This is a genomic window from Firmicutes bacterium HGW-Firmicutes-1, assembly GCA_002841625.1.
GTDB lineage: Bacteria > Bacillota > Clostridia > Lachnospirales > Vallitaleaceae > HGW-1.
Map to the genome: position 1 here is coordinate 25,953 of PHAG01000005.1, position 26,055 is coordinate 52,007.

Consider the following 26,055-nt stretch of genomic DNA (forward strand, 5'->3'; position numbering starts at 1 on the left):
CTAATGTATAAACAACGCTATCTAGACATAAGTATATTGTAATTACATAATAGCGTGGTATTACAAATGCTCATATCCTATATTCTTTTTGCTCTAGGCCTCATATTTATGATTAAAGGAGGAGATTTTTTTGTAGATGAAGCTACATGGTTTGCTAGGCTAACAGGATTACCTGAAGTACTTATTGGTGCTACGATTGTAAGTTTAGCTACTACTTCTCCTGAAACTACGGTATCTATTCTAGCAACATTACAAAACTATCCCTCAGTAGCAATCGGTAATGCTATAGGTTCCATTATATGCAATACGGGTTTAATTCTGGGCTTATACCATTTAATAAGACCCAATCGTATTGATTCACGTATTTTTAAATATAAAGGTTTGATGATGCTAGGGTATATCTGTTTTTTTTGGTTGTCTGCTAGGAAAGGTTATATAGACCATCTATCTGGTCTTGGATTACTCCTGTTGCTTATTGTCTATATAATATTTAATTTAGCAATAGTGAAGTATAAAAGATCAAAAAAAAGAAAGGTAAGAATACCTTCAAAATATTCTAAGAAAGAAGCCAGCAAACATTTTCTTCTATTTGTATTTGGTGTGGGTCTTATTCTTATAGGGGCAAATCTTTTAGTTACTTATGGTGTAAAAATTGCAAATAGTTGGGGTGTACCAGAAGCAGTGATCAGCTTGTCTATGATTGCTTTAGGCACATCACTTCCTGAATTAACGACAGCAATAACTGCGTTAGTTAAAGGACACGACGAACTTGCTCTTGGAAATGTTTTAGGTGCTAACATATTAAATATCGCTATGGTCATTGGTTTATCCGCCAGTATTCGACCACTGATCATACAACCGAATATCTTTTTAATTGATATACCAGTCGCACTCGTTTTAGGAAGCATACTTGTTGTTCCAACGATTATAACAAAACGTATTAATCGTATTCAAGCATTTCTACTTCTGAGTGGTTATGCGGCCTATATTCTAGCACTATTTCTCTTTATTAAATATTAGGATCTTTAATATGCCATTTATACGCTAGGAAAGTAGGAGAGCTTGCAGTTAATCCGCATGAAAGAAAGACAGGCGCATTAGCTGCAGCAACTTCACCGAATCCATTTACTGATACAATTTTTGTTGATCTTTAAATATATAGCTAATGATATGCATATTGCAGTTATTTTATCTATTGACGTCCATTATTATAGGCATAATTAATGGATTTCTTTTGATCTCTTTCCATAAAAATTCACTCATATCATCTTTTATCGTATTCTTAATCTTACTCCAATCCAATGTGTTTTTCTCAACACATTTCTCAACACTTTTTCTAGCTACTTGCTTGACTTTTAACATTAATTCATCGGATTCCCTCACATAAACAAACCCTCTAGAGACAACGTCTGGCCCGGAAACAACTCGATTACTCGATTTTTCAATTCCAACAATTACTATAATTAACCCGTTTTCTGATAAGATTTGTCTATCTCTAATAACGATATTACCAACATCACCAACACCTAGACCATCTACAAAGATTTCTCTTGCTTTGACTTGTCCCACAATTCCACCTTTTTTTTCTGATAATTCCAATACGTTTCCAGCCTTTAATACGAAAATGTTTTTCTTTTCTATTCCCATAGATTCTGCTAGTTTTTCTTGTGCTTTAAGGTGCTTGAATTCTCCGTGAACAGGAATTACATATTGTGGTTTAACCAATGAATAAATGAGTTTTAATTCTTCTTGGCAAGCGTGACCAGAAACATGCGTATCTTGATAAATAACTTCCGCACCTTTCATAGATAACTCATTGATCACTTTCGAAATGGCTTTCTCATTGCCTGGTATTGGAGTTGAACTAAAAACAATTTTATCTCCAGGGTTAATAGAAATACTCCTATGAGTAGAATCTGCCATTCTCGAAAGTGCTGCCATAGATTCTCCCTGACTACCTGTTGTAATGAGGACTAGTTTTTGATCTGGATAATTCTTCATTTGTTCAACTTCAATGATAGTATCCTCTGGTATTTTGATATATCCTAGTTCAGAAGCAACATTAATAACATTCACCATACTCCTACCTTGAATGACTACCTTTCTTTCAAATTTAAATGCAGTATTAATAATTTGCTGAACCCGATCCACATTAGAAGCAAAGGTAGCAACAATCATTCTGTTTGTATTATTTTCTGAAAAAAGAGTATCAAAAGTACGTGCTACTAATTTTTCGGACACCGTAAATCCTGGTCGTTGTGCATTCGTACTATCACACATAAGAGCTAAAACACCCCTTTTACCAAGTTCAGCAAACCTTGGCAAATCTATCGTATCTCCAAATAAAGGTGTATAGTCTATTTTAAAATCCCCTGTATGAATGATAATTCCCGCAGGTGAATAAATTGCTAAAGCTGACGCATCTGCAATACTATGATTGGTTTTTATAAACTCTATTTGAAAAGCACCAAGGGTTATATATTGCCCGTGCTTTACCACTTTTCTTTTTGTTTTATCTAATAAATTATGTTCCTTTAATTTTAGATCGATTAATCCTTGTGTTAACTGAGTGGCATATACTGGTACATTCAAATCTTTCAATACATAGGGCAATGCTCCAATATGATCTTCATGTCCATGCGTAATAAAAAACCCTTTTACCTTAGTAATATTGTCCATTAAATAGGAAACATCCGGGATCACTAAATCTATGCCAAGCATATCGTCTTCGGGAAAAGATATGCCACAATCTACAACAATAATACTGTCTTCATATTCAAAAGCAGTAATGTTCATGCCGATTTTTTCCAGTCCTCCAAGTGGAATAATCTTAACTTTCTTATCATTTAAATCTTTTCTTTCTTTCATTTAAAGCCTTCCTTTCTGCGCATTTTGCGCTTTATCTTGTCATTTTAGTTTGTATCTTTTTTGAAATGAATACTTTTTAACTGTATATTAAACGCTAACTAGAAAAACGGTTAAATCTTTTTTTCATAATCGTTACCGTATTGGTATGCTAAATCCACGAAACATACAACTATTTATATTATAGCATATTTTGTAATGCTTGGAAATTTTCAAGCTGTGCAACGCTATATATTCATAAATATATGCATTATAAACTAAATAACTTTCTTTGGCAACAATTATGTCAACTTTTTTTATGGTGTTTATGATGTTGAGTTATATTCAGCCATAATAAGCATTGATTAATTATAAATAATACTGTATACTTCATGCTGAGTAATAATTAGGAACAGCTTAATCTTAGGAGGGTAAACAGTCAAATGAATTCAAATCATTCAAATCAAGATGAAATTATGACAATTGCTGAGGTCGCTGAATATTTAAAAATCAGTGAAATTACAACATATAAATTTGTACAGGAAGGTAAAATACCTGGTTTTAAAATAGGACGACATTGGCGTGTGAAAAGAGAAGATCTTGTGAACTTAATTGAACAATTAAAAAAGGGAGAACGCATATAAGCTTATTAGCATTATCCTAAAGAGTTAATTGGTCAAAAATAGAATTACAACATAGAATGATGAAAGGGAAAGTCATGGCAATTATAAAACATAAAGATTATAAACACGAGGTAAATAATCTCAAATATACAATTGATTATATGAGTGAAGTGATAGAAACAACAGAGGCTAATATGCTGACTTATAAGGATAATATAAAAGAAGCGTTTGTTAACTTAGATTATCTAGATAGTAGTAATAGTTATATCGAAATCATTATGAATACAAATTATATGGAAGTAGCTATGAAAAATCATAATAGCTATAAAAAGTCCATTAAGAAACCTTATTTTTCAAGGATTGATATTAAGTTCCAAGATGAAAGTAGTGGGGAAATTCACACTTTTTATATTGGGAAAACATCATTACTTAGAAAAGAAGATAAGCATCCTCTTATTCTCGACTGGAGGTCACCGCTTGCATCTGTTTATTATGACGGTAGACTGGGAAATGTAACCTATGAAACAGTTATAGGGGAGCAATCAGTGGATCTTTTGTTAAAAAGACAGTTTACAATAGACAACCAAGAACTTATTCATTTCATAGATGTGGACATCACTACAAATGATAGTTTTTTACAGGCATCTTTAGAAGCTACTGCTGATGATAAGTTAAAAGATATTGCCTCAACAATACAATTAGAGCAAAATAACATCATAAGAGCAGAGTTGGCAAAACCACTCATTGTTCAAGGTGTTGCAGGTAGTGGGAAGACGACAATTGCGCTTCATCGATTAGCCTACTTAATTTACACGTATGAAGAAACATTTGATCCTGATAATTTTATCGTTATTGCACCAAATAAAATGTTTGTCAGTTATATTTCTAATGTGCTACCAGAACTTGGAGTAGAAGAAGTTAAGCAAACGACCTTTGTTGATTTGATGACAGAGCTGATTGGAACTGTATATAAACAAGAAAGCCTTGTTATGAATATGAAACGATTCATACAAAAACAAAAAGATGATGATGAAGCCTTACTAAGATGGCTGCTGTCCTATAAAGGGTCTATCGAATGTAAAGAAATGATCGATCGATATTTAGAAGACATTGAAAAAAGTTTTATTCCGAACATCGATTTTTGTTTACAAGAACATGTAATCATGACTTCAGAAGAAATAGAACAAATCTTTTTGAAGGATTTATTTTTCCTTCCATTTCATAAAAGGATTGATGAAATACAAAAAAATCTAAAACTCAAAATAAAAAATTCTAAAGATAAAATTCTAAAAAGTGTAGAAGCGCAATACGATAAAAAGTTAGAATACCTTCGGAGCTCTGTTGAAAATTCAGAAGAACGACAATTAAAGTTAGTAAACCTAATGGACGAACGAGATGAGAAACTAAAGAGTTTGAAAAGAGATGTGACTACAGTTGTCAAAAAATATATCAAACAATTGCCACAAAAAAAGCTATTTGAGTATTACTCAGATCTATTCGCTGAGGAAAAGAAAATCCTCCACTATGGACGTTTATCTGATCAAAAAGCTCTTTATCTAACACAGCATACGAAGCAAAAAATAAGTCATAAAGTATTAGATTTAGAAGATTATACAGCATTGGTTTATTTAAGATATGCGCTTTTTGGATTCGACCAAAAGCTCAATATCAAAAATGTCGTAATTGATGAAGCTCAGGACTATAGCACATTTCAATTGATTACCTTAAAAAAGATTTTCAATACAAACATGTTTACCCTTTTGGGAGATCTATCTCAAGGCATCTATGCGTATAGAGGTATTCGTTCATGGGACAAAATGATTAAAGAAGTTTTTCCGGATACGACCTGTAATTATATGACATTGGTTCAGAGTTACCGTACCACAATTGAAATTATGAACCTTGCCAATAAAGTCATTCAATATTTAGACGAACCGGTTGACTTAGCTATACCTGTTATTCGTCATGGAACGCAGCCATATATAGAAAGTTTTGACGATGAGAAAGCATTATTAGATACGGTAAAAGATCAATTAGATGTATTGCAAGAAAAAAATTACAGTTCAATAGCCATCATCTGTAAAACAACAGAAGAATGTCAAATAATCAGAAAAAGTCTAGAGAGTAGAGCTGTTAAAGATGTTACCATACTTGAAGAAAACCAAGAGTCTTATGGAGCAGGTATTATTTTAGTACCTTCCTATTTAGCTAAGGGATTGGAATTTGATGCTGTCATTATAGTTGCACTAAAAAATAAATATACTATGGATTCGATGGATATAAAACTTCTTTATGTAGCCATGACAAGAGCTCTTCATCGTTTGATTATCTGCTATAAAAAAGGGCACATTTTACAATTAGATTAAAATAGTAAAATTGTTATTAACAATATAAACCGCTTAATGAGCACCATTAAACATGCTGATTCAGCAATGTACTCGCTTATTGCCAATGGTAGGACAGGAGAATTAGTATGAATAACATATGTAAGATATGTGGCGCAAATACAAGAGAGATGATACATGTACGCTTTGACTTAAAGTATTATTATTGCGATCTCTGCGAATTTGTTTCAAAAGATGAGAAGTCTATTATAACGGCAGTAGAAGAATTGGAAGGGTACAATACCCATAATAATTCAATTGAAGACCCACGTTATGTGGCTTATTTTATGAAGTTTATAGAAAATGCAGTCTTAAAGTATTGTGATCGAAACATAAGCGGACTTGACTTTGGAAGTGGACCATCGCCTGTGCTAGCTATGATTTTTGAAAGAGATTATAATATTTCTATGGATATTTATGATTTATATTATTCCCCAAATAAAATTTATGAGAATAAAAAATATGGCATCATTACTTCTACTGAGGTTGTGGAGCATTTAAAAAATCCGCTGGGGTATTTTAGATTATTTAAGGTGTTGCTTGAAGAAGAAGGCATATTGTCGATCATGACTTTATTCCATTCTAAAAAGGAAGCTGAATTTTTAGAATGGCACTATATAAGAGACATGAGCCACATCTCATTTTATACACCTAAAACAATGAAAATCATAGCAGAGAAAGTTGGATTAAAAGTCATTTATTCAGATGATAATCGATATACAACTTTTAGAAATTTATCTTAATAAGCCGCTGGCAGCAATAAATGCGCCTGTAAAGAGTAGATTCGTTGTTGACGCTGTAGTTACTCAAAAGGGAGATTAAAGTGAAAAGAAAACAATAATGCTACCGCCCATAAACACAAAAGTTACTTATATCATCGATTTCATTATAATACCTGCAAACATAAACCTGAATTTTACTAAAAGTTGATTAGCAAGGCCAGGAACAACAATGACCTTTTTACTTTTTAAAGCGGTAATTGACTCATCTACTAGTTCACCAGTTGTCATAGTGAATATTTTGGGATAGTTATTCTTTACTCCTTTGAATTCTTCTGTAGAATGAAAATTTGTAATAGTATATCCGGGATTTAGTGCTTGAACTTTGATGTTTTTACCTTTCAATTCCATCTGAAGATTTTGTGAAAACCTATTTAAATATGCTTTTGTAGCGTAATGTACAACATTACTATTCAACGTCATTAAAGACAGTAATGAGGAAACATTAATAATAATCCCTCTGTTATTTATAATCATTTTGGGAATTGCTGCACGAGTTAAGCGAGTACTCGCTACAATATGTACTTGAATCATAGATAATTGTTTTAGAGGGTCCTGTTTGACAAATTGATTTCTTAAAGCAAACCCGGCACAATTAACAAGGACTGTCAAATTATCTTTATAGAATACCTTGTGATAGATGAAGATGATGGTAATTTACCTTGGGAGGAAGAGCCTGAGGTTGTACTAATATAAAATTGAGTAGCAATGGAAGCGAATTAGAATTTATTGGAATTAAAATATGAAGATGTTTTAAAGTGCATTTTATTTGTTCTTTTTTAAAAAATGGTCAGTGTAAGGCGTAAATAAGGTGTATAATACAATTAGGACAACAAATAATTAGGAGGATTTTTTATGAACATGATGCAGTTAGAACGAATGAAAAATGATAATGGTTTTATTGCAGCACTTGATCAAAGCGGAGGCAGCACACCCAAAGCGCTGGCAATTTATGGAATTCCAAAAGAAGCTTATGCGGATGAAGCTGAGATGTTTCAATTGGTTCACGAAATGAGATCAAGGATTATGAAAAGCCCGTCTTTTACCAAAGAAAGAATTCTTGCTGCTATCCTATTTGAAAATACAATGGATTTAAAAGTGGATGGGAAATACACGGCAGATTATCTTTGGGAAACGAAAGGAATTTTATCAGTTCTAAAAGTGGATAGGGGGTTAATGGATTTAGATAATGGTGTTCAATTGATGAAACCTATTCCTAATCTTGATGAATTGCTAGTCCGTGCAAAAAAACGTCATATCTTTGGTACTAAAATGCGTTCAGTAATAAAAGAGGTAAATGAACTAGGAATAAAAGCAATTGTTGACCAACAGTTTGAAATTGGTAAAGCAATCGCAGCGGCAGGATTTGTTCCTATTATAGAACCTGAGGTAGATATTAATATACCAAATAAGCAAGCTGCAGAAGTGATTCTCAAACAAGAGCTACTAGAGCACTTGAAAACATTGGACACTAACTGTCAAATAATGCTTAAACTTACCATTCCAAATGTTGATAATTTCTATGAAGAGATCATAAAGCATCCTAATGTAGTAAGAGTTGTTGCTTTATCGGGAGGATATTCCAGAAAAGAGGCAAATGAAAAACTAGCCAGGAATCATAAACTGATTGCAAGTTTCTCAAGAGCACTTACGGAAGGGCTAAATGTTAACCAAAGTGAAGCAGAGTTTAACAACATGTTAGATGAATCTATACAGTCAATTTGTGAGGCATCAATAACATAAAAACCCGTTACTTTAGTGAAAAAATCAAGGGTTTTCGAGTGTTGAGTCTATTTAACCAGTTAGTGGTTGATGGATGAAATGTTTGGAGATCCTTTTTTTGCGGTTGAGAAACATATCGAAGAGGTGAAAAATGATAGGGTTGAGGAGACAATTTAGATAACGGCAATTTTTTATAGATTGAGGAGACAGAATAGATATTTTGAGAAAAAGGAAAGGCACCTATATCGTAGCGAATTTGTGTTGATACCTAGCTGACGTGAGATATCGATAGGTCTTAATGCCAGTTACAACCCCTCTCAATTTCGATACAACATTATACCTTATAGCTAAGTCTTATTCAGCCACAAAAATGTTTTGATGACCTGTGTTGTAGACATATGATAATTTGAAGGATAAATATTTATAAAATTAATTTTATATGATAGACTATGTGGAAGAGTGAAAAAGGAGATAAATATATGGAACATGAGTATATTAAAATAATAGGTGCGCGTGCCAATAACTTAAAGAATATCAGTTTGAAGATACCTAAAAAGAAGATAACTATTTTTACCGGTGTATCGGGGTCAGGGAAATCATCTATCGTTTTTGAAACCATAGCTCAAGAAGCGGGACGACAGTTGAATGAGACCTTCAGCAAATTTATACAAGGATTTATGCCTAAATATAGTCATCCAGATGTGGATGCCATTGAAAATTTATCGTTGGGTATTATCGTTGATCAAAAGAGGATCGGCGGTAACTCGCGCTCCACACTTGGCACAATAACGGATATTAACCCATTAATCAGACTTTTGTTTTCACGAATTGGACAACCCCATATAGGTCCTTCCCATTATTTTTCGTTTAATGACCCAAACGGCATGTGTAAAACTTGCGAAGGTATTGGCAGGATTGTTACATTGGATATGGACAAGACTTTGGATAAAGAAAAATCATTGAACGAGGGTGCAATTTTACTCCCGGGTTTTAAAGTAGGAGGTTGGCAGTGGAAAGGGTATGCTTCAACAGGGTTTTTTGATTGTGATAAAAAAATTAAAGATTATACGAAAGAGGAATACGACAAGCTCGTATTTTGCAAAGAAGAAAAAATAAAATCCGCTTTAATTGAGGACATGAATACGACCTATTTAGGTCTAGTTGAGCGATTTATCAGGCAAAACATTAAAACTGGGTTTGAGAAGTCAGAAGCATCCAAAGAGAAAATTGCCCCTTTTACAACGGAAGAACAATGCCATGATTGTTGTGGAAAAAGATATAATGAAACGGTATTGTCATCGAAAATTATGGGATATAACATTGCAGATTTGACTGCTATGCAAGTGGACTCCCTCCTTGAATTTGTACAAAAGCTTCAGGATAAAAATATAAAACCAATTATTCACAACCTTTCTGAGAGATTGAACGATTTAATTCACATCGGGCTTGATTATGTAAGCTTAGATAGAGAAACTTCGACGTTATCTGGTGGAGAGTCGCAACGTGTAAAAATGGTTAAGCACCTTACAAGTAGCTTGATGGATGTTATGTATATATTTGATGAACCAAGCATCGGCTTACATCCTAGAGATGTTCATAGGCTTAATGAATTGTTGATCAAGTTAAGAGATAAAAGCAATACAGTCATTGTAGTTGAGCATGACCCTGATGTTATAAAGATTGCTGATTATATCGTTGACGTTGGACCGAAGGCGGGAAATAAGGGTGGAAGTATTGTGTTTGAGGGCTCTTATGGCGATCTTTTAAAATCAAACACAATAACAGGAGAATATATAGGTAGGAGCTTGCCAATCAAGAGTAGTCCAAGGACTTGGAATGATTGTTATGAAACTAGGAAGAGTAGCTTGCATAATTTGAAAAATGTCAGTTTAAAAATACCTAAGGGCATCTTTACTGTTGTTACAGGCGTAGCCGGATCCGGTAAATCTTCGCTTGTTAATGGGGTATTTGCCAAGGAATACAAAGATGCCATCATTATCGACCAGTCAGCAGTCAGTGCAAACTTACGATCTAATCCTGCAACCTTTACTGGCATCATGGATGTAATTAGAAAATTGTTTGCTAATGAAAACAAGGTAAGTATAGGGTTGTTCAGCTATAATTCTGAAGGTGCATGTGAGGCATGTAAAGGAAGAGGCTATATTGAAACCGATCTTTCCTTTATGGATGCTGTCGAAACCATTTGTGATGAATGTGGTGGTAAAAGGTTTAAGAGCGAGGTGCTAGAGTACCTTTATAATGGTAAGTCGATTGTAGAGGTGCTTGCAATGACAGTAGCAGAAGCTGTTGACTTTTTTACACAAAAGGAAATAATTAATAAGCTGAAGCATATCGCAGATGTCGGTCTTCATTATATGACACTGGGACAACCCTTAGATACCTTATCTGGTGGAGAATGTCAGCGCTTAAAGCTTGCTAAAGAATTAAGTAAAAAGGGTAATATCTATATAATGGATGAGCCTACTACGGGACTCCATATGTCGGATATTACGAGCATTTTGACAATCATAAACCATCTTGTAGAGAAGGGTAACACGGTGATTGTCATAGAACACAACCTCGATGTCATTCGTAACGCTGATTGGATTATTGATGTGGGTGTTGAGGGAGGCAGTGGCGGTGGTGAAATTCTTTTTGAAGGAACTCCGGACAACTTAAGAAAATGCAAGGAGTCAATTACTGCAAAATACTTGTAAAGATCAATACAGTTAGACTACCTGCCGAATGTGCTCGACGAAATGATGAAAGCATTTAAATTATAACAATAGCAGAAAAGGACGATAATGGAGGTTACTTAAATAGTAATCTTAGAACGCGGACAAATTAGATAGCATAAAAACACGTGAGGTGAATAAAATTGGCAAATAGAATAAATAGAACTAAAAAAACAACGAATAAAAGATCTACAAAAAATTCATCTGGTTTATGTATAGACTGTGGAAAACCACATCAGACGGGTTATTTAAGATGTTCAGATTGTCTAGATATACAAGCTGAGATAGCTAGGCAGAAAAGATTAAATAGTTAATTCTGGATCTACATATCAGGTATTGGCAATCCTGGAAGATTTGAATCGTGATGGAATGACGATTATGACAGTTACTCATGATCAGCGTGTTGCTGCCAAGGCAAGGAAAGTACTCTATATCTTAGATGGACTGATTGCCGCCTGTAAGGAATTCTCGGTGAGTGCAGACCGCGAAATGGAACTGGATGAGTGGTTAAAAGGATTTCAATTAAAGGCATAACATCATTATTACTACCTTTTGTCTGCCACTCCCAGTCGTGAGGTGACAATTTAGATAACGGATATTTTTGACGTGGAGTTAATATAGCAGTTTTGAGAAAAGAAAAGGTACCTACGATCGGTACCTTTATGAGAATGATTTCTTAATTTCAAGTTAGGGAATGCATTCTTTTTTGTTCGTTAGACCGAACAAGAATATTATACTAAAATCTGTAGTAGACAAAAGATTTGTTGCAACACTCATTCTAAATTCCTACATATTTAGAGGATACATTAATAGGTGCTACAATAGATATAGCATGCAAGACTCGATGGATGTTGAAAACAAATGTTATGCTGGCTTCATTAATTGGAGCGATACTTAGTGGAATTATAGTAATTGGTATTCTAACACAGGAGCTGTAGAGGATAAAACTTTTGTTATATCATTTAATACTATATCCCGCTATTATTTCATTTACAGAATTCTTGACGGAGAGATATAAATTTGCTATAGAAGGCTCAGATACTAACGAACCGATTAGATAAATATTACTAACCTTTTGTCTTTCGCCAATGTCCTGATAAAAATTTTGGGTCAGATTATATTCCTTCAAATGTGGAAATATATGCCATTGTTTAGTTGTTATCAAATGTTTTACATGGATTCCTAATTTTTGAATATCATCTGTTATTCCATTAATTAAATCCTTTTGGACGGTTCCGTATGCATAGGCGACAAGTATGATTCTGTTGTTTTGTTTAAAAGTATGGAAAAACTGGATTTTATCTTTTTTGCCTAGATTGGTTTTATAATAAGTTGTTACTAAGTTTTTATTGCTTACTTCATATACACATGTGAAATATGGATTTGTATCAATTTTCTTCATATATTGATTATATAAATCATCCTTAATGACATCTCTTGGCAGTTTTGTAGTAATAAGCACTTTGTCGTAATGGTCAGAACCAAAGGTAGTTTCAACTTTTACTTTGTTACCTATCACTTCTACGTTATTCACTTCAATAGAATACCTTATATCAGAAATATTTTGACTAAGATTTTTAATGAGTTCTGAGGTACCTTTTTTAATGAACAAAAGCTTATCTCCTTGAATAAAAGAGTATATGGTATCTGCGCTAAAAACCTTAAAGGCATAATAAGTCTGGATATTACATATATCTCCAAACCCATAGGAGGAGAGGTGAGGTGCAATGACCTGACTGATAATATTCAGATTATGATTTTTGAGGAATGTGCTTAATGGAATCATTAAATCCTCATGAATATATCCGTAATTTACAGTATGAAGTGATGCGGAGTATCTTTCTAAAATCACTTTAAGCTTAGCCAGTTCATCCATTAGTAGGTTCACATCTTCGCTTGACATATGTTCTACATTATTAAAATTTTCATCAACAAAGTTTCTATAAGTAAAACGTTCCGTATAGTCAACTTGTAGTTCGATTAATAACTCCTTAATTTGATTCGAGAAAGAGAAAACAGTTCCAAGTTCAGTGTATACGTCTTTGCTTACAAGCGTTCTACAATGACCGCCGATATATTCCAGTTTTTCATATAAAGTAACGTCTATTCCGTTTTTTTCTAATAAATATGCTGCAAGCATTCCGCTAAAACCGGCTCCAATAATTGCTACCTTCATATAATCTCCTTTAGTATTGCCGATCAATATATGCCCATAAAGGCAAGATAAGTTGATTATTCGTTAACTTGTTATGATATTCAACAGGAGAACATATTTCATGATCATATGTTATTTTACGACTTATATTGTATGCTCTCATGTTTTTTTGGAACTGTATTTTAAGGTCCTTAAATGAAATACCTTCATGAATTAGGGGCATTAGAAATGATAGACAACCTTCTGTATATTGCTTTCTTAATTCATCAATCTTAGGGAAAGGATCATTTGATTTAAGAATATGTATTTTTACATCAAGTCCATTATCTTGAACTATTTTACTAATCGTTGAGTTCAAGTTATTTATGGTTTGTTTTGTGATTTTTGAATCTTGAAAAAAGCATAAATACTTCGTGCTAAAGTTTAGCGTTTGTGCTACTGGTAGAGCTACAGCAGTTAACAGATTTTCAAAAATAGTAAAAGATATATCATGATACAACCTTGTACACGCTATTCTACTCTTAAAATCAAAAATCGTATATTCATAGATGTTACCTATGTTTTCAAAATATCCATAATCTGTTATCCAGAATATCCAGCATTCTCCGCTGTTTAGTTCACTTAAAGGAGGAAGGATGGCAGTGATATTATTCTCCTTCTTTTTTGAAAATCTAAGTCTACTTTCCTTATTGGTTAGATTATGCCTTCTCATGACATTAAAAACTGCTGATTCACTTATATTATATCCGATTTCCGCCAATAAGTATTTAATCGCTTTAGGCCCATAATGAGGATATGTCTTAATAAGACGAAACAACGCATTTTCTATTTCAGTGCTTGTTTTATTTGTTGGTGAAAAATCTTTCCTAATATCATCCAGACCTTCAATTCCCCGAGTTTTATATCTTTTTAACCAACGATAATAAATAGTCCTAGAAATGTTATATTTTAAACAAGTCGCACTTACACCGTTTATTTGTCCTTCTGATATGATGTTAAACTTAAGATTTTTGTGCATATAAGTCACCACCATTATTTGAGAATTGATTATTTTTATAGGAAATATTGACTATTATATTTTACCATTCTAAGGGGGGTCTTTCAATAGTTAAATAATAACGATACATATAAAAAAGCCTATTCAAACCTTATTTATAAAAAAAATTACTTTGGTTTTCTGTTTACAATTTGCCCGCGAAAAACAATCAATAACAACCTGATTATTTCGGGGTTACAATAATCTTTGACTTGTAAACACTTTGGTAAAGTAATTGCTTGAAAAATTTGCAGAAAACTCGAGGTTGTTGAGTCATATTTCTCTTGCTATAATCAAGTTATAATCAGTTATTGGAGGTCTAAAATGAATGAATTAAAAGTTTTCACAATCAAGAAAAATATCCATGAAAATAACGCTAAAGTTGCTGAAGCGACAAGAAATGAATTAAAGAAACAAGGTACTTATCTCATTAATATTATGTCATCACCAGGTAGTGGAAAGACAATGACACTTGTAAGTACGATTAAAGCATTAAAGGATGAGATGAAAATCGGTGTTATGGAAGCGGATGTCGACTCGGATGTGGATGCTAAAACTGTTCAAGCGGCAGGAGCAAAAGCCATTCAATTGCATACAGGCGGGATGTGCCATTTAGATGCTACGATGACAAAGCAAGGTATTGATGAATTAGGTGTAGAAGAGTTGGATGTAGTTTTTTTAGAAAATATTGGAAATCTAATATGTCCAGCAGGATATGATACAGGAGCAATGAAAAATGTAGCCATATTAAGTGTTCCGGAAGGTGATGATAAACCTTTAAAATATCCTAAGATATTCGGAGTAGTGGATGTATTGATTGTCAGTAAAATAGATACGATCGAACATTTTGATTTTAGAATGGATTTACTTGAAGAAAGAGTAAGAAAGCTAAATAAAGATATTATTATCTTTCCTATGTCGGCTAAAACCGGTGAAGGTGTAGATGAATGGGCAAATTGGATTAGAAAAGAACTAAGAAAAAGGGGATAGAATCAATGCCAAAAAAACAAACAAAAACAAACTTTAACAAGTCAGAACGATTTAATTTTGCTTTAACTTGGGGAGATGTGGATGGTAGAGAATATAGGCAAGAAATAGTGGATCTCGCAAACAAGATCGGAAGAACAAAGGCAGGAACGAGTAGAGAGGCAATTCCCTTTGGCCCTGAATATTATGCGCTTGCACCAATACTTGATGAATATCAAGCGAAAATGGCAATACATTTGGAATTCCGTAAAAAACTGAGTGCAGAAGATGTTGCAAAAGCATCAGGGGAGCCATACGAAAAGGTAAAAGAAACATTGGATTATATCGCTTGGGCCGGTGTTGCCTTTGTTAATACAATAGATGGAGTAGATATGTATTGGCAAGATATTTTTGTTCCGGGCCACTTGGAACTGATTAACAACAACAAAGAACTGGTTGCTAAGCATCCAGAAGTAGCGGAAGCCTTCTATTATTTTGGAAGCAAAAAAGGACCTATGGCAGCAGGTATAATGCCTGTTGGTGGAGGACCTATGCGTGTACTGCCTATTGAAAGGTCCATCGATGGGAATTCAAGAAAAGCTTCTTATGAAGAACTGTCAAAACACTTAAACGAAGCTGAGGTATTTTCAGTGTCAGATTGTTCCTGTAGAACCTCTCGTGAGGAAATGGGAGAAGGCTGTGGACACTTAAAAGAAGATATGTGTGTTCAATTAGGACATGCGGCTGAGTACTACATCAAAACAGGACGTGGACGGGAAATCACCAGAGAAGAAGCGTTTGAGATTATTAAAAGAGCAGAAGACAATGGTTTGATGCACTCAATTCCAAACTTGGATGAGCCGGGACACACCCACGCTATTTGTAACTGTTGTGGATGTGGTTGCTATGCGATGAGACTTGCAAATGAATTTGTGAATAATGATATTGTAAGATCAAATTACAAATCGGTGGTTGATGAAGATAAATGTGTTGCTTGTGGTGAGTGTGTGGATGTTTGTCCAACAAATGCGTTAAGACTTGGTCAAAAACTATGTTCAAAAGAACCAATCGATGAAAAGATGATTAAAACAACACCAAGAAATACAGAGTGGACCCAGGATAAATGGAACAGCGATTATAGAGTGAACAGAAAGAACACGTTAGACTCTGGTACGGCCCCTTGTATTACCAATTGTCCTGCACATATTCCGGTACAGGGTTATGTAAAGCTGGCTTCTCAAGGAAGATATACGGAAGCTTTGGAATTGATTAAAAAGCATAATCCCTTTCCAGCAGTTTGTGGACGCGTTTGCCCAAGATTATGTGAGGAAGACTGTACACGTGGAGATATTGATGAAGCTGTAGCAGTTGATGATATCAAAAAGTTTATTGCAGAGCAGGATTTAAACAAAGATGTTCGATACATACCGAGAATAAGGCATGATTACAGTGATAAGAAGATTGCCATGATCGGCGGAGGTCCTTCAGGGTTAACATGTGCTTATGATCTAGCCATTGACGGGTACGATGTAACCGTATTTGAAAAAGAAAACAAGCTAGGTGGCATGCTGACATTTGGAATACCATCCTACAGACTGGAAAAAGATGTTATAGAAGCAGAAATCGCCGTACTAAGGGAGATGGGCATTCAGTTTGAAACCGGTGTTGAAGTTGGAAAAGATGTATCAATCCAAGAACTTAGAGATAAAGGGTTTCATGCATTCTATGTCGCTATTGGTGCCGGGTCCGGTAGAAAACTAAGGTTAGAAGGGGAAGAAGCCAGTGAAGTATTAAGTGGTGTAGATTTCCTTCGAACAATTAATTTATCTGAACCAACCAACGTGAAAGGTAAAGTAGTTGTCATCGGTGGAGGTAACGTTGCCATTGATGTTGCTAGATCTGCTGTAAGACTTGATAGAGTTGTGCAAACAGATATTTTCTGTTTGGAAGCAAGAGAGAATATGCCTGCACATGCTGAGGAAGTAGAAGAGGCATTAGAAGAAGATGTGAAGATCAACAATTCTTGGGGACCAACAAGGATTATAACAGAAAACGGAAAAGTCACAGGAGTTGAATTCAAACGTTGTCTTTTCGTATTCGATGCAGATGGCAGATTCAATCCACAGTTTGATGCAGATGATAAAAAGATCGTTGAATGTGACTACGTTTTATTATCAGTAGGACAAACATTCAATTATGGAAATCTGCTAGAAGGCGAAGGTGTAAAGTTAACCAAGAGGAATACGATTGAAGTTGATCATGTGAGCCTTCAAAGTTCAAAAGCCGATATTTTTGCAGGAGGAGATGTTGCTAGTGGGCCAAGACTTGCCATTGATGCTATAGCAGCAGGTAAAGAGGCGGCTGTCTCCATTCACAGATTTGTGCAAAAAGGGCAGTCATTGGTATTTGGTAGAGATACACATTCTTATAAGGTTCTTGATAAAGATAACCTGACTGAAAACCAAGGATATGATGGTACTGTAAGACAAAGAACGAAGCATATTAATGGTAAGGAATCAAGAACAACATTTAAAGACTTAAGAGGAACCTTAACAGAAGAGCAGATTAAGAAGGAAACGGCAAGATGTCTAGGTTGTGGAGCCACTAAAACGGAGGAATACTTATGCGTAGGATGTGGAGCATGTACACTAAAGTGTAAATTTGAAGCGATTAAACTTGAGAAGATTTATGATGTAAAAGGTTATGAAATTGATGACTTGCCAAAGGCTGTCATCAAGAAAGCAGCAAGTAGAAAAGCCAAAATAATGGCAAACAAAATCAATCCGTTTACAAAAACAAGATAAATTTGACCCGTAGAAATTGAGGTAAAGTGTCATGCATGAACTAGGTATTGTTTATGAAGTTATTAAGATCGTGGATGGATTTGCTAGGGAAAATCAACTGACAAGAGTAGATAAAATTGTTCTGGAGGTTGGACAATTATCCCAAGCAATTCCCAGATTTCTTGAAGAGTGTTATCCTGCAGCGGTTAGTGAAACCGCCTATGAAGACACGAAATTGGAGATCATTGTACTTCCGGCCAATGGAAAATGTAAGAATTGCAATGAAGTCTATAATATTGTAGAGAATAGGAAGATTTGTCCTGAATGTCATGGGGATAAATATGAGTTAATCTCAGGTCAAGAATTTAATATTAAAGAAGTTGTAGCATTTTAACAAATGAACAAAGTGCTTAAAAAATTTTAAATATTATAAAAGGAGTTTTTATCATGGGATTACTATTTCAAGGTTTCACATTTGGAAGTCTTATTGTACTTGTTTTATTTGTAGCCGTATTGGTGGGAGTGAATGAAGCTACAAGAAGATCAAAAGTATTATCCATAGTGGGGTATTGTGCCCTTCCTGTAGCATTGGGGGTATTTGTATTCTTAGATGTGCTAGGTTCACCAACTGGAAATACATGGTTTGGTTGGGTTAAGGTTGTATCAGCATTACTAGGCGTTTACGGCTTTATGTTGATCAGATTCACCAAACTGGGCGAAAGAAGATTTGCTGCCATATTCCCAGTAACCATTTTATCATTAAACATTGCAGAAGCGGTTTATAGAGAATTTGAAGTATTTTCAACCTATAAAGTATTGGAAGTCGATCCAGGAGGAATACTGATCCTTGGTGGAGTCTGGAATATTTTAAATGCAGTAGCAGGGATTTTATGTATAGTAACTTTAACAGGATTTGTTGGCATCAAAGTATCAAGAGATCAATCAAGAGATATGGTTTGGCCGGATATGACCTGGATGTACATCATCGGTTATACATTATGGAATTTTGCCTATGTTTACAATTGTATTTCAACAAGGTCAATGTATGCCGGATTCGGTATCTTAACAGCGGCACTCATTGCAGAATATGTATTCAAAAGAGGTGTGTGGCTTCAGCACAGAGCTCAAATTTTATCCTTGTATGCCCTGTTCTCGCTGTCCTTTGATTTTCAGCAAAGTGAATATTTTCAGATACTTCCTACATATACCGAAAGTGGGATGATGGCCATCAGTATTATTTCATTCATATTTAATGTAGGCGTATTTGCTTATATGATCTACACAATCATGAGGGACAAAAAGAACCCACTAAAAGAAGAAATTTATTCTCATACAAAAAGCTATAAGAAAAATTTATCGGCAAATAATCTGTAAGAACGATTACAAACGCTTAAACTGTAGAAGAGTAAACAATGAAATATGAATCATTAGACTTGAATAATGAAGTGCCGCACACCAATTGACAGATAATTTTGTATAGCTTGGTGTTCGGCACTTTGGTAATAAGAGATGCTGGAAAATAATCAAGATGCTAATAGGAGAAATATTAATTATGGAAGTAAAAGGACCAGAACTTTGATGAATATAAATAAAGCGAATACTTATATTTTTACCACAACATATATCCCTATCTGGGGCATATGTTGTGGTAAAATAAATAAATTAGAGTTATAATATCTAATAAAATAGTGGGGGAAATGCCCGATTTTGAAGAAAATGCGCATTATATATCCCCCTGTGCTGGCTTGTAATACAACAAAAATTTTAAAAAATTGAGGGAAAAAAATGAAAAAAACGATTACACTCATTATTACAATTTGTATTTTGACTATGTTAGCAGCAGGTTGCCAAAAGGCAAAGGTTGAGAATACACCGAATACAAAAAGTGAAACGATTAAGGTTATAGATTCAAGAGGAATAGAAGTTGAAGTAAACTATCCAGCCAAAAGGATTGTATGTCTTTTAAACAGTGGCCTTAATGATTTGTACATGCTAGGTGCAAAAGACCAAGTAATTGCAATTGATAAATGGACTTATGATACGAAAGAAGTTTACGATCTTACAGCCCAAATTGATGAAAGAGTAAAGAATAGAACCCTACCTGCAATTGATAAAAATATTGAAGATATTGTAGGTATGGGACCTGATGTAGTAATAATGTGGGCTGGTCAAAAGGATGATATTAAAATACTTGAAGATAAAGGTATTAAAGTAATAGGAATACAAGTTGATAACTTTGATCAAGTGTATGCGAAAATGGATATATTAGGTAAGCTTTCTGGAAAAGAAAAAAGAGCAGCTGAAATTATCGATTACACGAAAAAAGAACTTCAAAACGTAGATGACAAATTGAAGAATATAGACCAAACAAAAAAACCTTCTGCAATGTTTGTGTGGGGACCTTCAAAGCTTGATATAGCAGGCAGTAATAGTACGGGCGATAGTATTTTGAAAATGAGTGGAGCTGAGAATTCTGCTGCGGAGGTAAAAGAAGAGCATATTGTTGCTAAAATGGAAGATGTTATAAAGTGGAATCCAGAGGCTATTTTAATGTGGAATATCAATGATTTGAATCCTGAAGACTATTTTAAGGATTCTCAATGGAGCAATGTAAAGGCAGTAAAAGACAAAAATGTTGTTGAACTACCCCATCCCTTCTATTGTGACCTTTGGACAGTGAAGTATGTTTATTCAGTTAACTTTATGGTAAAAACACTTTATCCAGATTTGTTTAAGGATGTTGACCTAGAAAAATCAAAAACGGATATGTTGAAAGAGCTATATAATATTGATTTTGAGTGATTTAAATTTGCTACTTAAGGGTGGGTTATATGAAAAAAATTGCAGAAAAAATTGTTATGCTTTTACCTATTCCTGTTTTCATAATCACTTTGTGTGTCGGTTCTTATTATATTCCTATTGAAAAAGTAGTTGATTTGATAGCTTATAAGATAAGTGGATATAACTTTTTCGATTCTGTAATTGACATAAATAGTTTAAATGTATTATTTGAAATCAGGCTCCCTAGGGTTCTTCTTTCAATGCTTGTTGGTGCAAGTCTATCTGTTGCGGGGACTTCATTCCAAGCCGTATTAAAGAACCCTCTTGTTGAGCCATATACGCTTGGGTTATCCTCAGGGGCAGCTTTTGGAGCTGCCCTAGCATTATCTTTTCTGAATATTCCTGTTCAAATTTCTTCTTTCTTTTTTGCTTGCATTAGTGTTGCTATTTGCTATTTAGTTGCTACTAAAGATGGAGATACATCTGTGATATCTCTTATTTTATCAGGTGTTGTAATATCTTCATTATTTACTTCGTTTCTATCAATATTGCAAATAATGATTGATCCTATGAAGCTTCAAGGGTTGATATATTGGATTATGGGAAGTCTCCATACTTCAAGCTGGGAGAAAGTTTATTCAGTCCTTCCTTATATGTTTGTAGGCTTCTCGTTGACATATATTTTCAGGTGGAAGCTAAACATATTAGCACTAGGTGAAAAAGATGCTATCATTTTAGGAGTGAATCCTCAAAAATATAAGATCATTTTTATTTTTGCAGCTACACTATTAGCTTCTTCGGCAGTATCTGTTTCTGGAATAATTAGTTTAGTTGGCCTAATGATTCCCCATATGTTAAGAATTGTTTTTGGTCCTGATAATCGTAAAATGATTCCCATGTCATTTTGTTTAGGAGCTTCTTATCTGGCAATTGTAGACTGTTTTTCAAGAAACTTGTGGTCTTTTGAAATACCTATTGGAATTCTAACAACCATTATAGGTGCTCCATATTTTATATTTCTCATCAGAAAGACGAAGGCAGGTGGATGGCTGTGATAAAGCTTGAAGAAGTTACAATTGCTTATCAAAAGCAAACTGTACTGAAAAATGTGAACTTAAACATTGAAAAAGGGCTTATAACTACTTTTTTAGGTCCAAACGGAAGTGGAAAAACATCATTGATGTCCTCCATTAATAGTACATTAAAGCCTGTACATGGGAAAATCTATATAGATGGAAAAGATATTGGAAAGCTTAAGGCAAAGAATCTTTCAAAAATCGTGGCCACCGTTCCACAGCTCTACAACTCTCACTTTAATTATTCGGTTTTTGATATGGTTTTACTAGGAAGATCTCCACATATAGGATATATGCCTAAAAAAGAGGATGATCTAAAGGTAGAAGAAGCAATCAGTCATATAGGCATTGAACATTTAAAGAATAAAGAGTTCAATAGACTAAGTGGTGGGGAAAGACAGATGGTTATGATAGCACGGGCTATTGCACAAGATACACAGGTTATTTTACTGGATGAGCCTACCTCTTATCTGGATTTAAAGAATCAACTTAAAGTCTTGAGTATGGTAAAAGAAATCAACCGATTAAAAAAAGTTACATGTATTATGACACTGCACGATCCGAATCATGCACTCATGTATTCTGATAAAATTGTAATGTTTCATAATGGGACTGTTGAAACAGGTACCATTGATAGTATGATTAATGCGAAGAATATTTTTGATGTTTATGGGGTTAAAGCAGAGGTGATGAACATCAATGATAAAAGATATGTGATATCGGATTATTAATAAATAATGCAGAGGTGACTAGAATGAAGAGAGTTTTTGAATCTCATATACACTTTCCAATTGATATGTATGAGGCTGAGTTTACTGAAAAGATTGATGATGAAACTACAAGGTTAACAGAGAATCTAGTTGACAACCTTGTTAAAGCAAAGGTAGTTAAGGCATCCTTGCTTGGAGGACGTGGAAAAGTAAATGAAATGGTGAAGGAGGCAATCCAAAGATACCCAGAATTGTTTATTGGGTTAGCCTACATAGATATTGACAAAGACAATCCGGAAATATTGAATTATTATAAGGATTCAGGGTTTAAGGGTATAAAAATAATTTGCCCCAATAATGAGTATGATGAAGAAAAATATGATCCTTTTTATGAATTAGCTGAAAAGTTGAATATGGTAGCATTATTTCATACGGGAGTAATTGGTAATGCAGTTGACTACCTAGTAGAATCTCCATTTGATAAAAGGCTTATAGAAACTTCAAGGGAATTTGAGAGTAAAATAAAACGATTCAATTCTTCTTCTCGGTTTATGTTACCCATATACTTGGATAATATAGCACTAAAATTTCCAGAATTGAAGATTATAGGAGCGCATTTGGGATATGGAATGTACGACGTAGCTTGTGCAATTGCACGATTTAGGAGAAATGTATTTTTCGACTTATCTGGCGGTGATGTAATCAGAAGACATATTACGGAGAAAAAGCTCATTGGGAAAGAAATTTCTTCCTATAAATTATTATATGCTTCAGACGGCTTGCCTGAAAATGTTTATAAGGACGTGAAGATATGGGAAGAAGAGCTTTATAGGTATGGACTGAGTGACAAGGAAATGGATAATATCATGTATTTAAATGCAGCTAGAATTTATGGGGTAGAGGAACTTGAAGGATAATATGTGAATGCGTGCATAAGAGTGTAATGAAAAATTAAGATGAATTTAATATAGATTTAAGATAAATCACAGCCTCATTTAAGTATTCCTTGTTATAGTAATAACAAGGGGTACGAAATGGGGCTGTTTGACCTTTCTTGTACCGAATAAAAATGGATTGGATCAAGAAAGGAAAATTAAAAATGAATATTCATAACATGAAAAAGTTTGAAAATAGAGGTGCCTTATGTATTGCAGAATAATCCGCAATGACATTGTAAAGAGCAAAGCGATAACGCTGACAACAATAATATTTGTCGCTGCCGCGGCTATGCTTGTTTCCCTTGGGATGATACTCGTTGTAAATCTTTCCGGCGCGATAAATACTCTTATGACACAGGCTAAAACTCCTCATTTTATGCAAATGCATTCGGGTGAAATTGATACTGCGAGGCTTGAAGCTTTTGCCGAGAATAGCAATGTCGATGCATTTCAGGTGCTTGAATTTCTCAACATTGACGGAGCGCGGATTGTATTTAAAGAAAGTTCTCTATCTGATAGTGTTCAGGATAACGGTTTCTCAGTGCAGAGCGGAAAATTCGATTATCTTCTTGACCTTGACGGAAATGTCATAAGTGTATACGACGGAGAGTTATATGTTCCAATATGCTATATGAGAGACAACACTGCAAAGGTCGGTGACATGGTAGTAATATATGGAAAGGAATTTACTGTTGCAGGATTTCTCCGTGATTCCCAGATGAATTCCATGCTAGCTGGCTCAAAGAGGTTTCTTGTCAGTGAAAATGATTATGCACAAATAAAAAGCCTTGGAAGTACGGAGTATTTGATTGAGTTCAGATTAAAGGATTTGTCGGAGCTTGGCGCATTTAAAAACGCTTATACCTCAGCAGGACTTGAAGCAAACGGACCGACGATAACATATCCCCTTTTCATAACCATTAATGCTATTTCTGACGGGATGATGATTGCGGTTATACTTCTTGTAAGCGCTCTTGTCGTAGCAATTGCATTTATGTGCATACGCTTTACGCTCCTTGCGAAAATCGAAGACGACTACCGCGAAATAGGGGTTATGAAAGCAATTGGGCTGCGTGTTTCTGACATAAAGAAGATTTATCTTATGAAATACGCTGTGATTTCGGTGGTAGGCGGTATTTTCGGATTTGCACTTTCGTTTGTGTTCAGAGGCATGCTTCTTGAAAATATACGGCTTTATATGGGTGAAAGTCAAAATTCTTCTTTTGCTTTATTATTCGGAATAATTGGCGTACTGCTTGTATTCCTTGCAATGATTGCCTATGTAAGTAGTGTGCTGAAACGATTTCGGAAAATATCTGCCGCTGGGGCAATAAGCTTTGGCACCTCACAGGAAAAATCTGTAGGCGCAAAGCGTTTTTGCCTGAGCGGAAACAAGCTATTTGACACGAATATATTTCTCGGCATCAAAGATGTTCTCGTGAGGAAAAAACTTTATGCCACAATGCTTGCGGTGCTTGTAATTTCAACGTTTATAACTATTGTTCCCCAGAACCTATACAACACGATTTCCTCAAAAAGCTTCAGTACATATATGGGGATAGGAAGCTGCGATATGCGCATTGATATTCAGCAGACCAACAATATTTCTGAGAAAGCCGTTGAAATATTAAATACGATGAACAAGGATAGTAGCATTATAAAGTATGTCTTGCTTACAACAAAAACATTCAAAGCGAAAAGGGCGGACAGATCGGAGGAAAGTATAAAAATTGAACTTGGCGATCATTCGATATTTCCTGTAGGATATTCCGAGGGCAGAGCACCTGCCCAGGAAAACGAAATTGCCCTTTCAGTTATGAATGCCGATGAGCTGGGCAATAAGCTGGGCGATGTCATTACGCTGGTGATGCAGGGGAAGGAGAAAAATCTCACGGTATGCGGAATTTATTCTGACATTACCAATGGCGGAAAAACCGCGAAGGCTGTTTTCACTGATAATTCTGCGGATATTATGAAGAGCATTATCTGCGCAGAGCTTTCGGATCAATCTCTTGTGGCTGGAAAGTCTTCGGAATATGCTAAAAGGTTTGATTTTGGAAAGATTTCGGGTATTGATGAATATATTACACAGACATTTGGCTCCACAATAAACTCTGTTGGAAAGGCTTCCAGCGCTGCAATTGCTGTTGCGCTGATGATTACAATACTTGTTACACTGTTGTTTATGAAAATGCTTATCGCAAAGGACAGACATTCCATTGCAGTCATGAAAGCGTTCGGTTTTACAAATTTGGATATTAGATTGCAGTATATTTCCCGTTCGGTATTCGTTCTAATTGTCGGAATTGTTCTAGGTACACTGCTGGCAAATACTCTCGGAGAGGTACTTGCGGGTATAGTCATCTCCTCGTTTGGAGCTTCCTCGTTTAAATTTGTGGTCAATCCGCTTTCAGCGTATTTACTTTGTCCGCTGATGATGGTTTGTTCGGTTCTGATCGCAACAATGATCGGCACATCGGGTGTGGGACAAATAAAAATATACGAAAATATAAAGGAGTAAAT

19 protein-coding genes are annotated in these 26,055 nt (G+C 34.8%); 15 read left to right on the forward strand and 4 right to left on the reverse strand.

Translation table 11 applies throughout. The features are described from left to right. Window positions 1–66: 66 nt before the first annotated feature. A complete protein-coding gene (locus CVU84_06875) occupies window positions 67–1,020 on the forward strand; it encodes a hypothetical protein (GenBank protein PKM95039.1) in 954 nt (317 codons plus the stop codon). Between the two features lie 168 nt (window positions 1,021–1,188). Here the strand turns inward: CVU84_06875 and CVU84_06880 are convergent, their stop codons facing one another. After that, a complete protein-coding gene (locus tag CVU84_06880) occupies window positions 1,189–2,868 on the reverse strand; it encodes a ribonuclease J (GenBank protein ID PKM95040.1) in 1,680 nt (559 codons plus the stop codon). 419 nt (window positions 2,869–3,287) lie between these two features. Here CVU84_06880 and CVU84_06885 point away from each other — a divergent pair, with 419 nt between their 5' ends. From CVU84_06885 to CVU84_06895, 3 genes are all read left to right on the forward strand, one after another. Beyond that, the gene (locus tag CVU84_06885) at window positions 3,288–3,488 is read left to right on the forward strand and encodes a DNA-binding protein (protein PKM95041.1); all 201 of its coding nucleotides are present in this window, start codon (window positions 3,288–3,290) and stop codon (window positions 3,486–3,488) included. 56 nt (window positions 3,489–3,544) lie between these two features. Further along, window positions 3,545–5,833, forward strand: coding sequence for a DNA helicase (locus CVU84_06890; protein ID PKM95042.1), 2,289 nt, complete (start codon window positions 3,545–3,547; stop codon window positions 5,831–5,833). 107 nt (window positions 5,834–5,940) lie between these two features. Then, a complete protein-coding gene (locus CVU84_06895; GenBank protein PKM95043.1) occupies window positions 5,941–6,594 on the forward strand; it encodes a class I SAM-dependent methyltransferase in 654 nt (217 codons plus the stop codon). Window positions 6,595–6,720: 126 nt separating this feature from the next. On the opposite strand, the gene CVU84_06900 is transcribed toward CVU84_06895, so the two are convergent. Beyond that, window positions 6,721–7,287 (reverse strand): hypothetical protein, encoded by a 567-nt coding sequence (locus CVU84_06900; protein PKM95044.1) that lies wholly within the window; start codon window positions 7,285–7,287, stop codon window positions 6,721–6,723. Between the two features lie 198 nt (window positions 7,288–7,485). Between CVU84_06900 and CVU84_06905 the strand changes: the two genes are divergently transcribed. Then, window positions 7,486–8,373, forward strand: a complete 888-nt coding sequence (locus CVU84_06905) for a fructose bisphosphate aldolase (protein PKM95045.1) — start codon at window positions 7,486–7,488, stop codon at window positions 8,371–8,373. A gap of 458 nt (window positions 8,374–8,831) precedes the next feature. After that, the gene (locus CVU84_06910) at window positions 8,832–11,069 is read left to right on the forward strand and encodes a daunorubicin resistance protein DrrC (GenBank protein ID PKM95046.1); all 2,238 of its coding nucleotides are present in this window, start codon (window positions 8,832–8,834) and stop codon (window positions 11,067–11,069) included. Between the two features lie 976 nt (window positions 11,070–12,045). Here the strand turns inward: CVU84_06910 and CVU84_06915 are convergent. Both CVU84_06915 and CVU84_06920 read right to left on the reverse strand, forming a co-directional pair. Then, window positions 12,046–13,263 carry a hypothetical protein gene (locus CVU84_06915; GenBank protein ID PKM95047.1) on the reverse strand — a complete coding sequence of 406 codons (1,218 nt, stop codon included), beginning with the start codon at window positions 13,261–13,263 and terminating at the stop codon, window positions 12,046–12,048. Window positions 13,264–13,273: 10 nt separating this feature from the next. Further along, complete coding sequence (locus CVU84_06920) at window positions 13,274–14,275, reverse strand: hypothetical protein (protein PKM95048.1); 1,002 nt, start codon at window positions 14,273–14,275, stop codon at window positions 13,274–13,276. 327 nt (window positions 14,276–14,602) lie between these two features. On the opposite strand from CVU84_06920, the gene hypB reads away from it, so the two are divergent. From hypB to CVU84_06965, 9 genes are all read left to right on the forward strand, one after another. Continuing rightward, entirely contained in the window at window positions 14,603–15,268 is a 666-nt protein-coding gene (gene hypB, locus CVU84_06925) for a hydrogenase accessory protein HypB (GenBank protein ID PKM95049.1), read from the forward strand. A 5-nt stretch (window positions 15,269–15,273) separates the two neighbouring features. After that, window positions 15,274–18,048 carry a pyridine nucleotide-disulfide oxidoreductase gene (locus CVU84_06930; GenBank protein PKM95050.1) on the forward strand — a complete coding sequence of 925 codons (2,775 nt, stop codon included), beginning with the start codon at window positions 15,274–15,276 and terminating at the stop codon, window positions 18,046–18,048. A gap of 31 nt (window positions 18,049–18,079) precedes the next feature. Continuing rightward, window positions 18,080–18,421, forward strand: coding sequence for a hydrogenase nickel incorporation protein HypA (locus CVU84_06935; protein ID PKM95051.1), 342 nt, complete (start codon window positions 18,080–18,082; stop codon window positions 18,419–18,421). 53 nt (window positions 18,422–18,474) lie between these two features. Then, entirely contained in the window at window positions 18,475–19,401 is a 927-nt protein-coding gene (locus CVU84_06940) for a hypothetical protein (GenBank protein PKM95052.1), read from the forward strand. 411 nt (window positions 19,402–19,812) lie between these two features. Further along, the gene (locus CVU84_06945; GenBank protein ID PKM95053.1) at window positions 19,813–20,829 is read left to right on the forward strand and encodes a hypothetical protein; all 1,017 of its coding nucleotides are present in this window, start codon (window positions 19,813–19,815) and stop codon (window positions 20,827–20,829) included. Between the two features lie 29 nt (window positions 20,830–20,858). Further along, window positions 20,859–21,863, forward strand: coding sequence for an iron transporter (locus CVU84_06950; protein ID PKM95054.1), 1,005 nt, complete (start codon window positions 20,859–20,861; stop codon window positions 21,861–21,863). Continuing rightward, window positions 21,854–22,615: an ABC transporter ATP-binding protein gene (locus CVU84_06955; protein ID PKM95055.1), complete on the forward strand. Its 762-nt coding sequence runs from the start codon at window positions 21,854–21,856 to the stop codon at window positions 22,613–22,615. Before CVU84_06950 ends, CVU84_06955 begins: the two co-directional genes overlap by 10 nt. A 23-nt stretch (window positions 22,616–22,638) precedes the next feature. Continuing rightward, window positions 22,639–23,511: a hypothetical protein gene (locus CVU84_06960; GenBank protein PKM95056.1), complete on the forward strand. Its 873-nt coding sequence runs from the start codon at window positions 22,639–22,641 to the stop codon at window positions 23,509–23,511. A 226-nt stretch (window positions 23,512–23,737) separates the two neighbouring features. Continuing rightward, window positions 23,738–26,053: an ABC transporter permease gene (locus CVU84_06965; GenBank protein ID PKM95057.1), complete on the forward strand. Its 2,316-nt coding sequence runs from the start codon at window positions 23,738–23,740 to the stop codon at window positions 26,051–26,053. The last annotated feature ends 2 nt before the right edge of the window (window positions 26,054–26,055 follow it).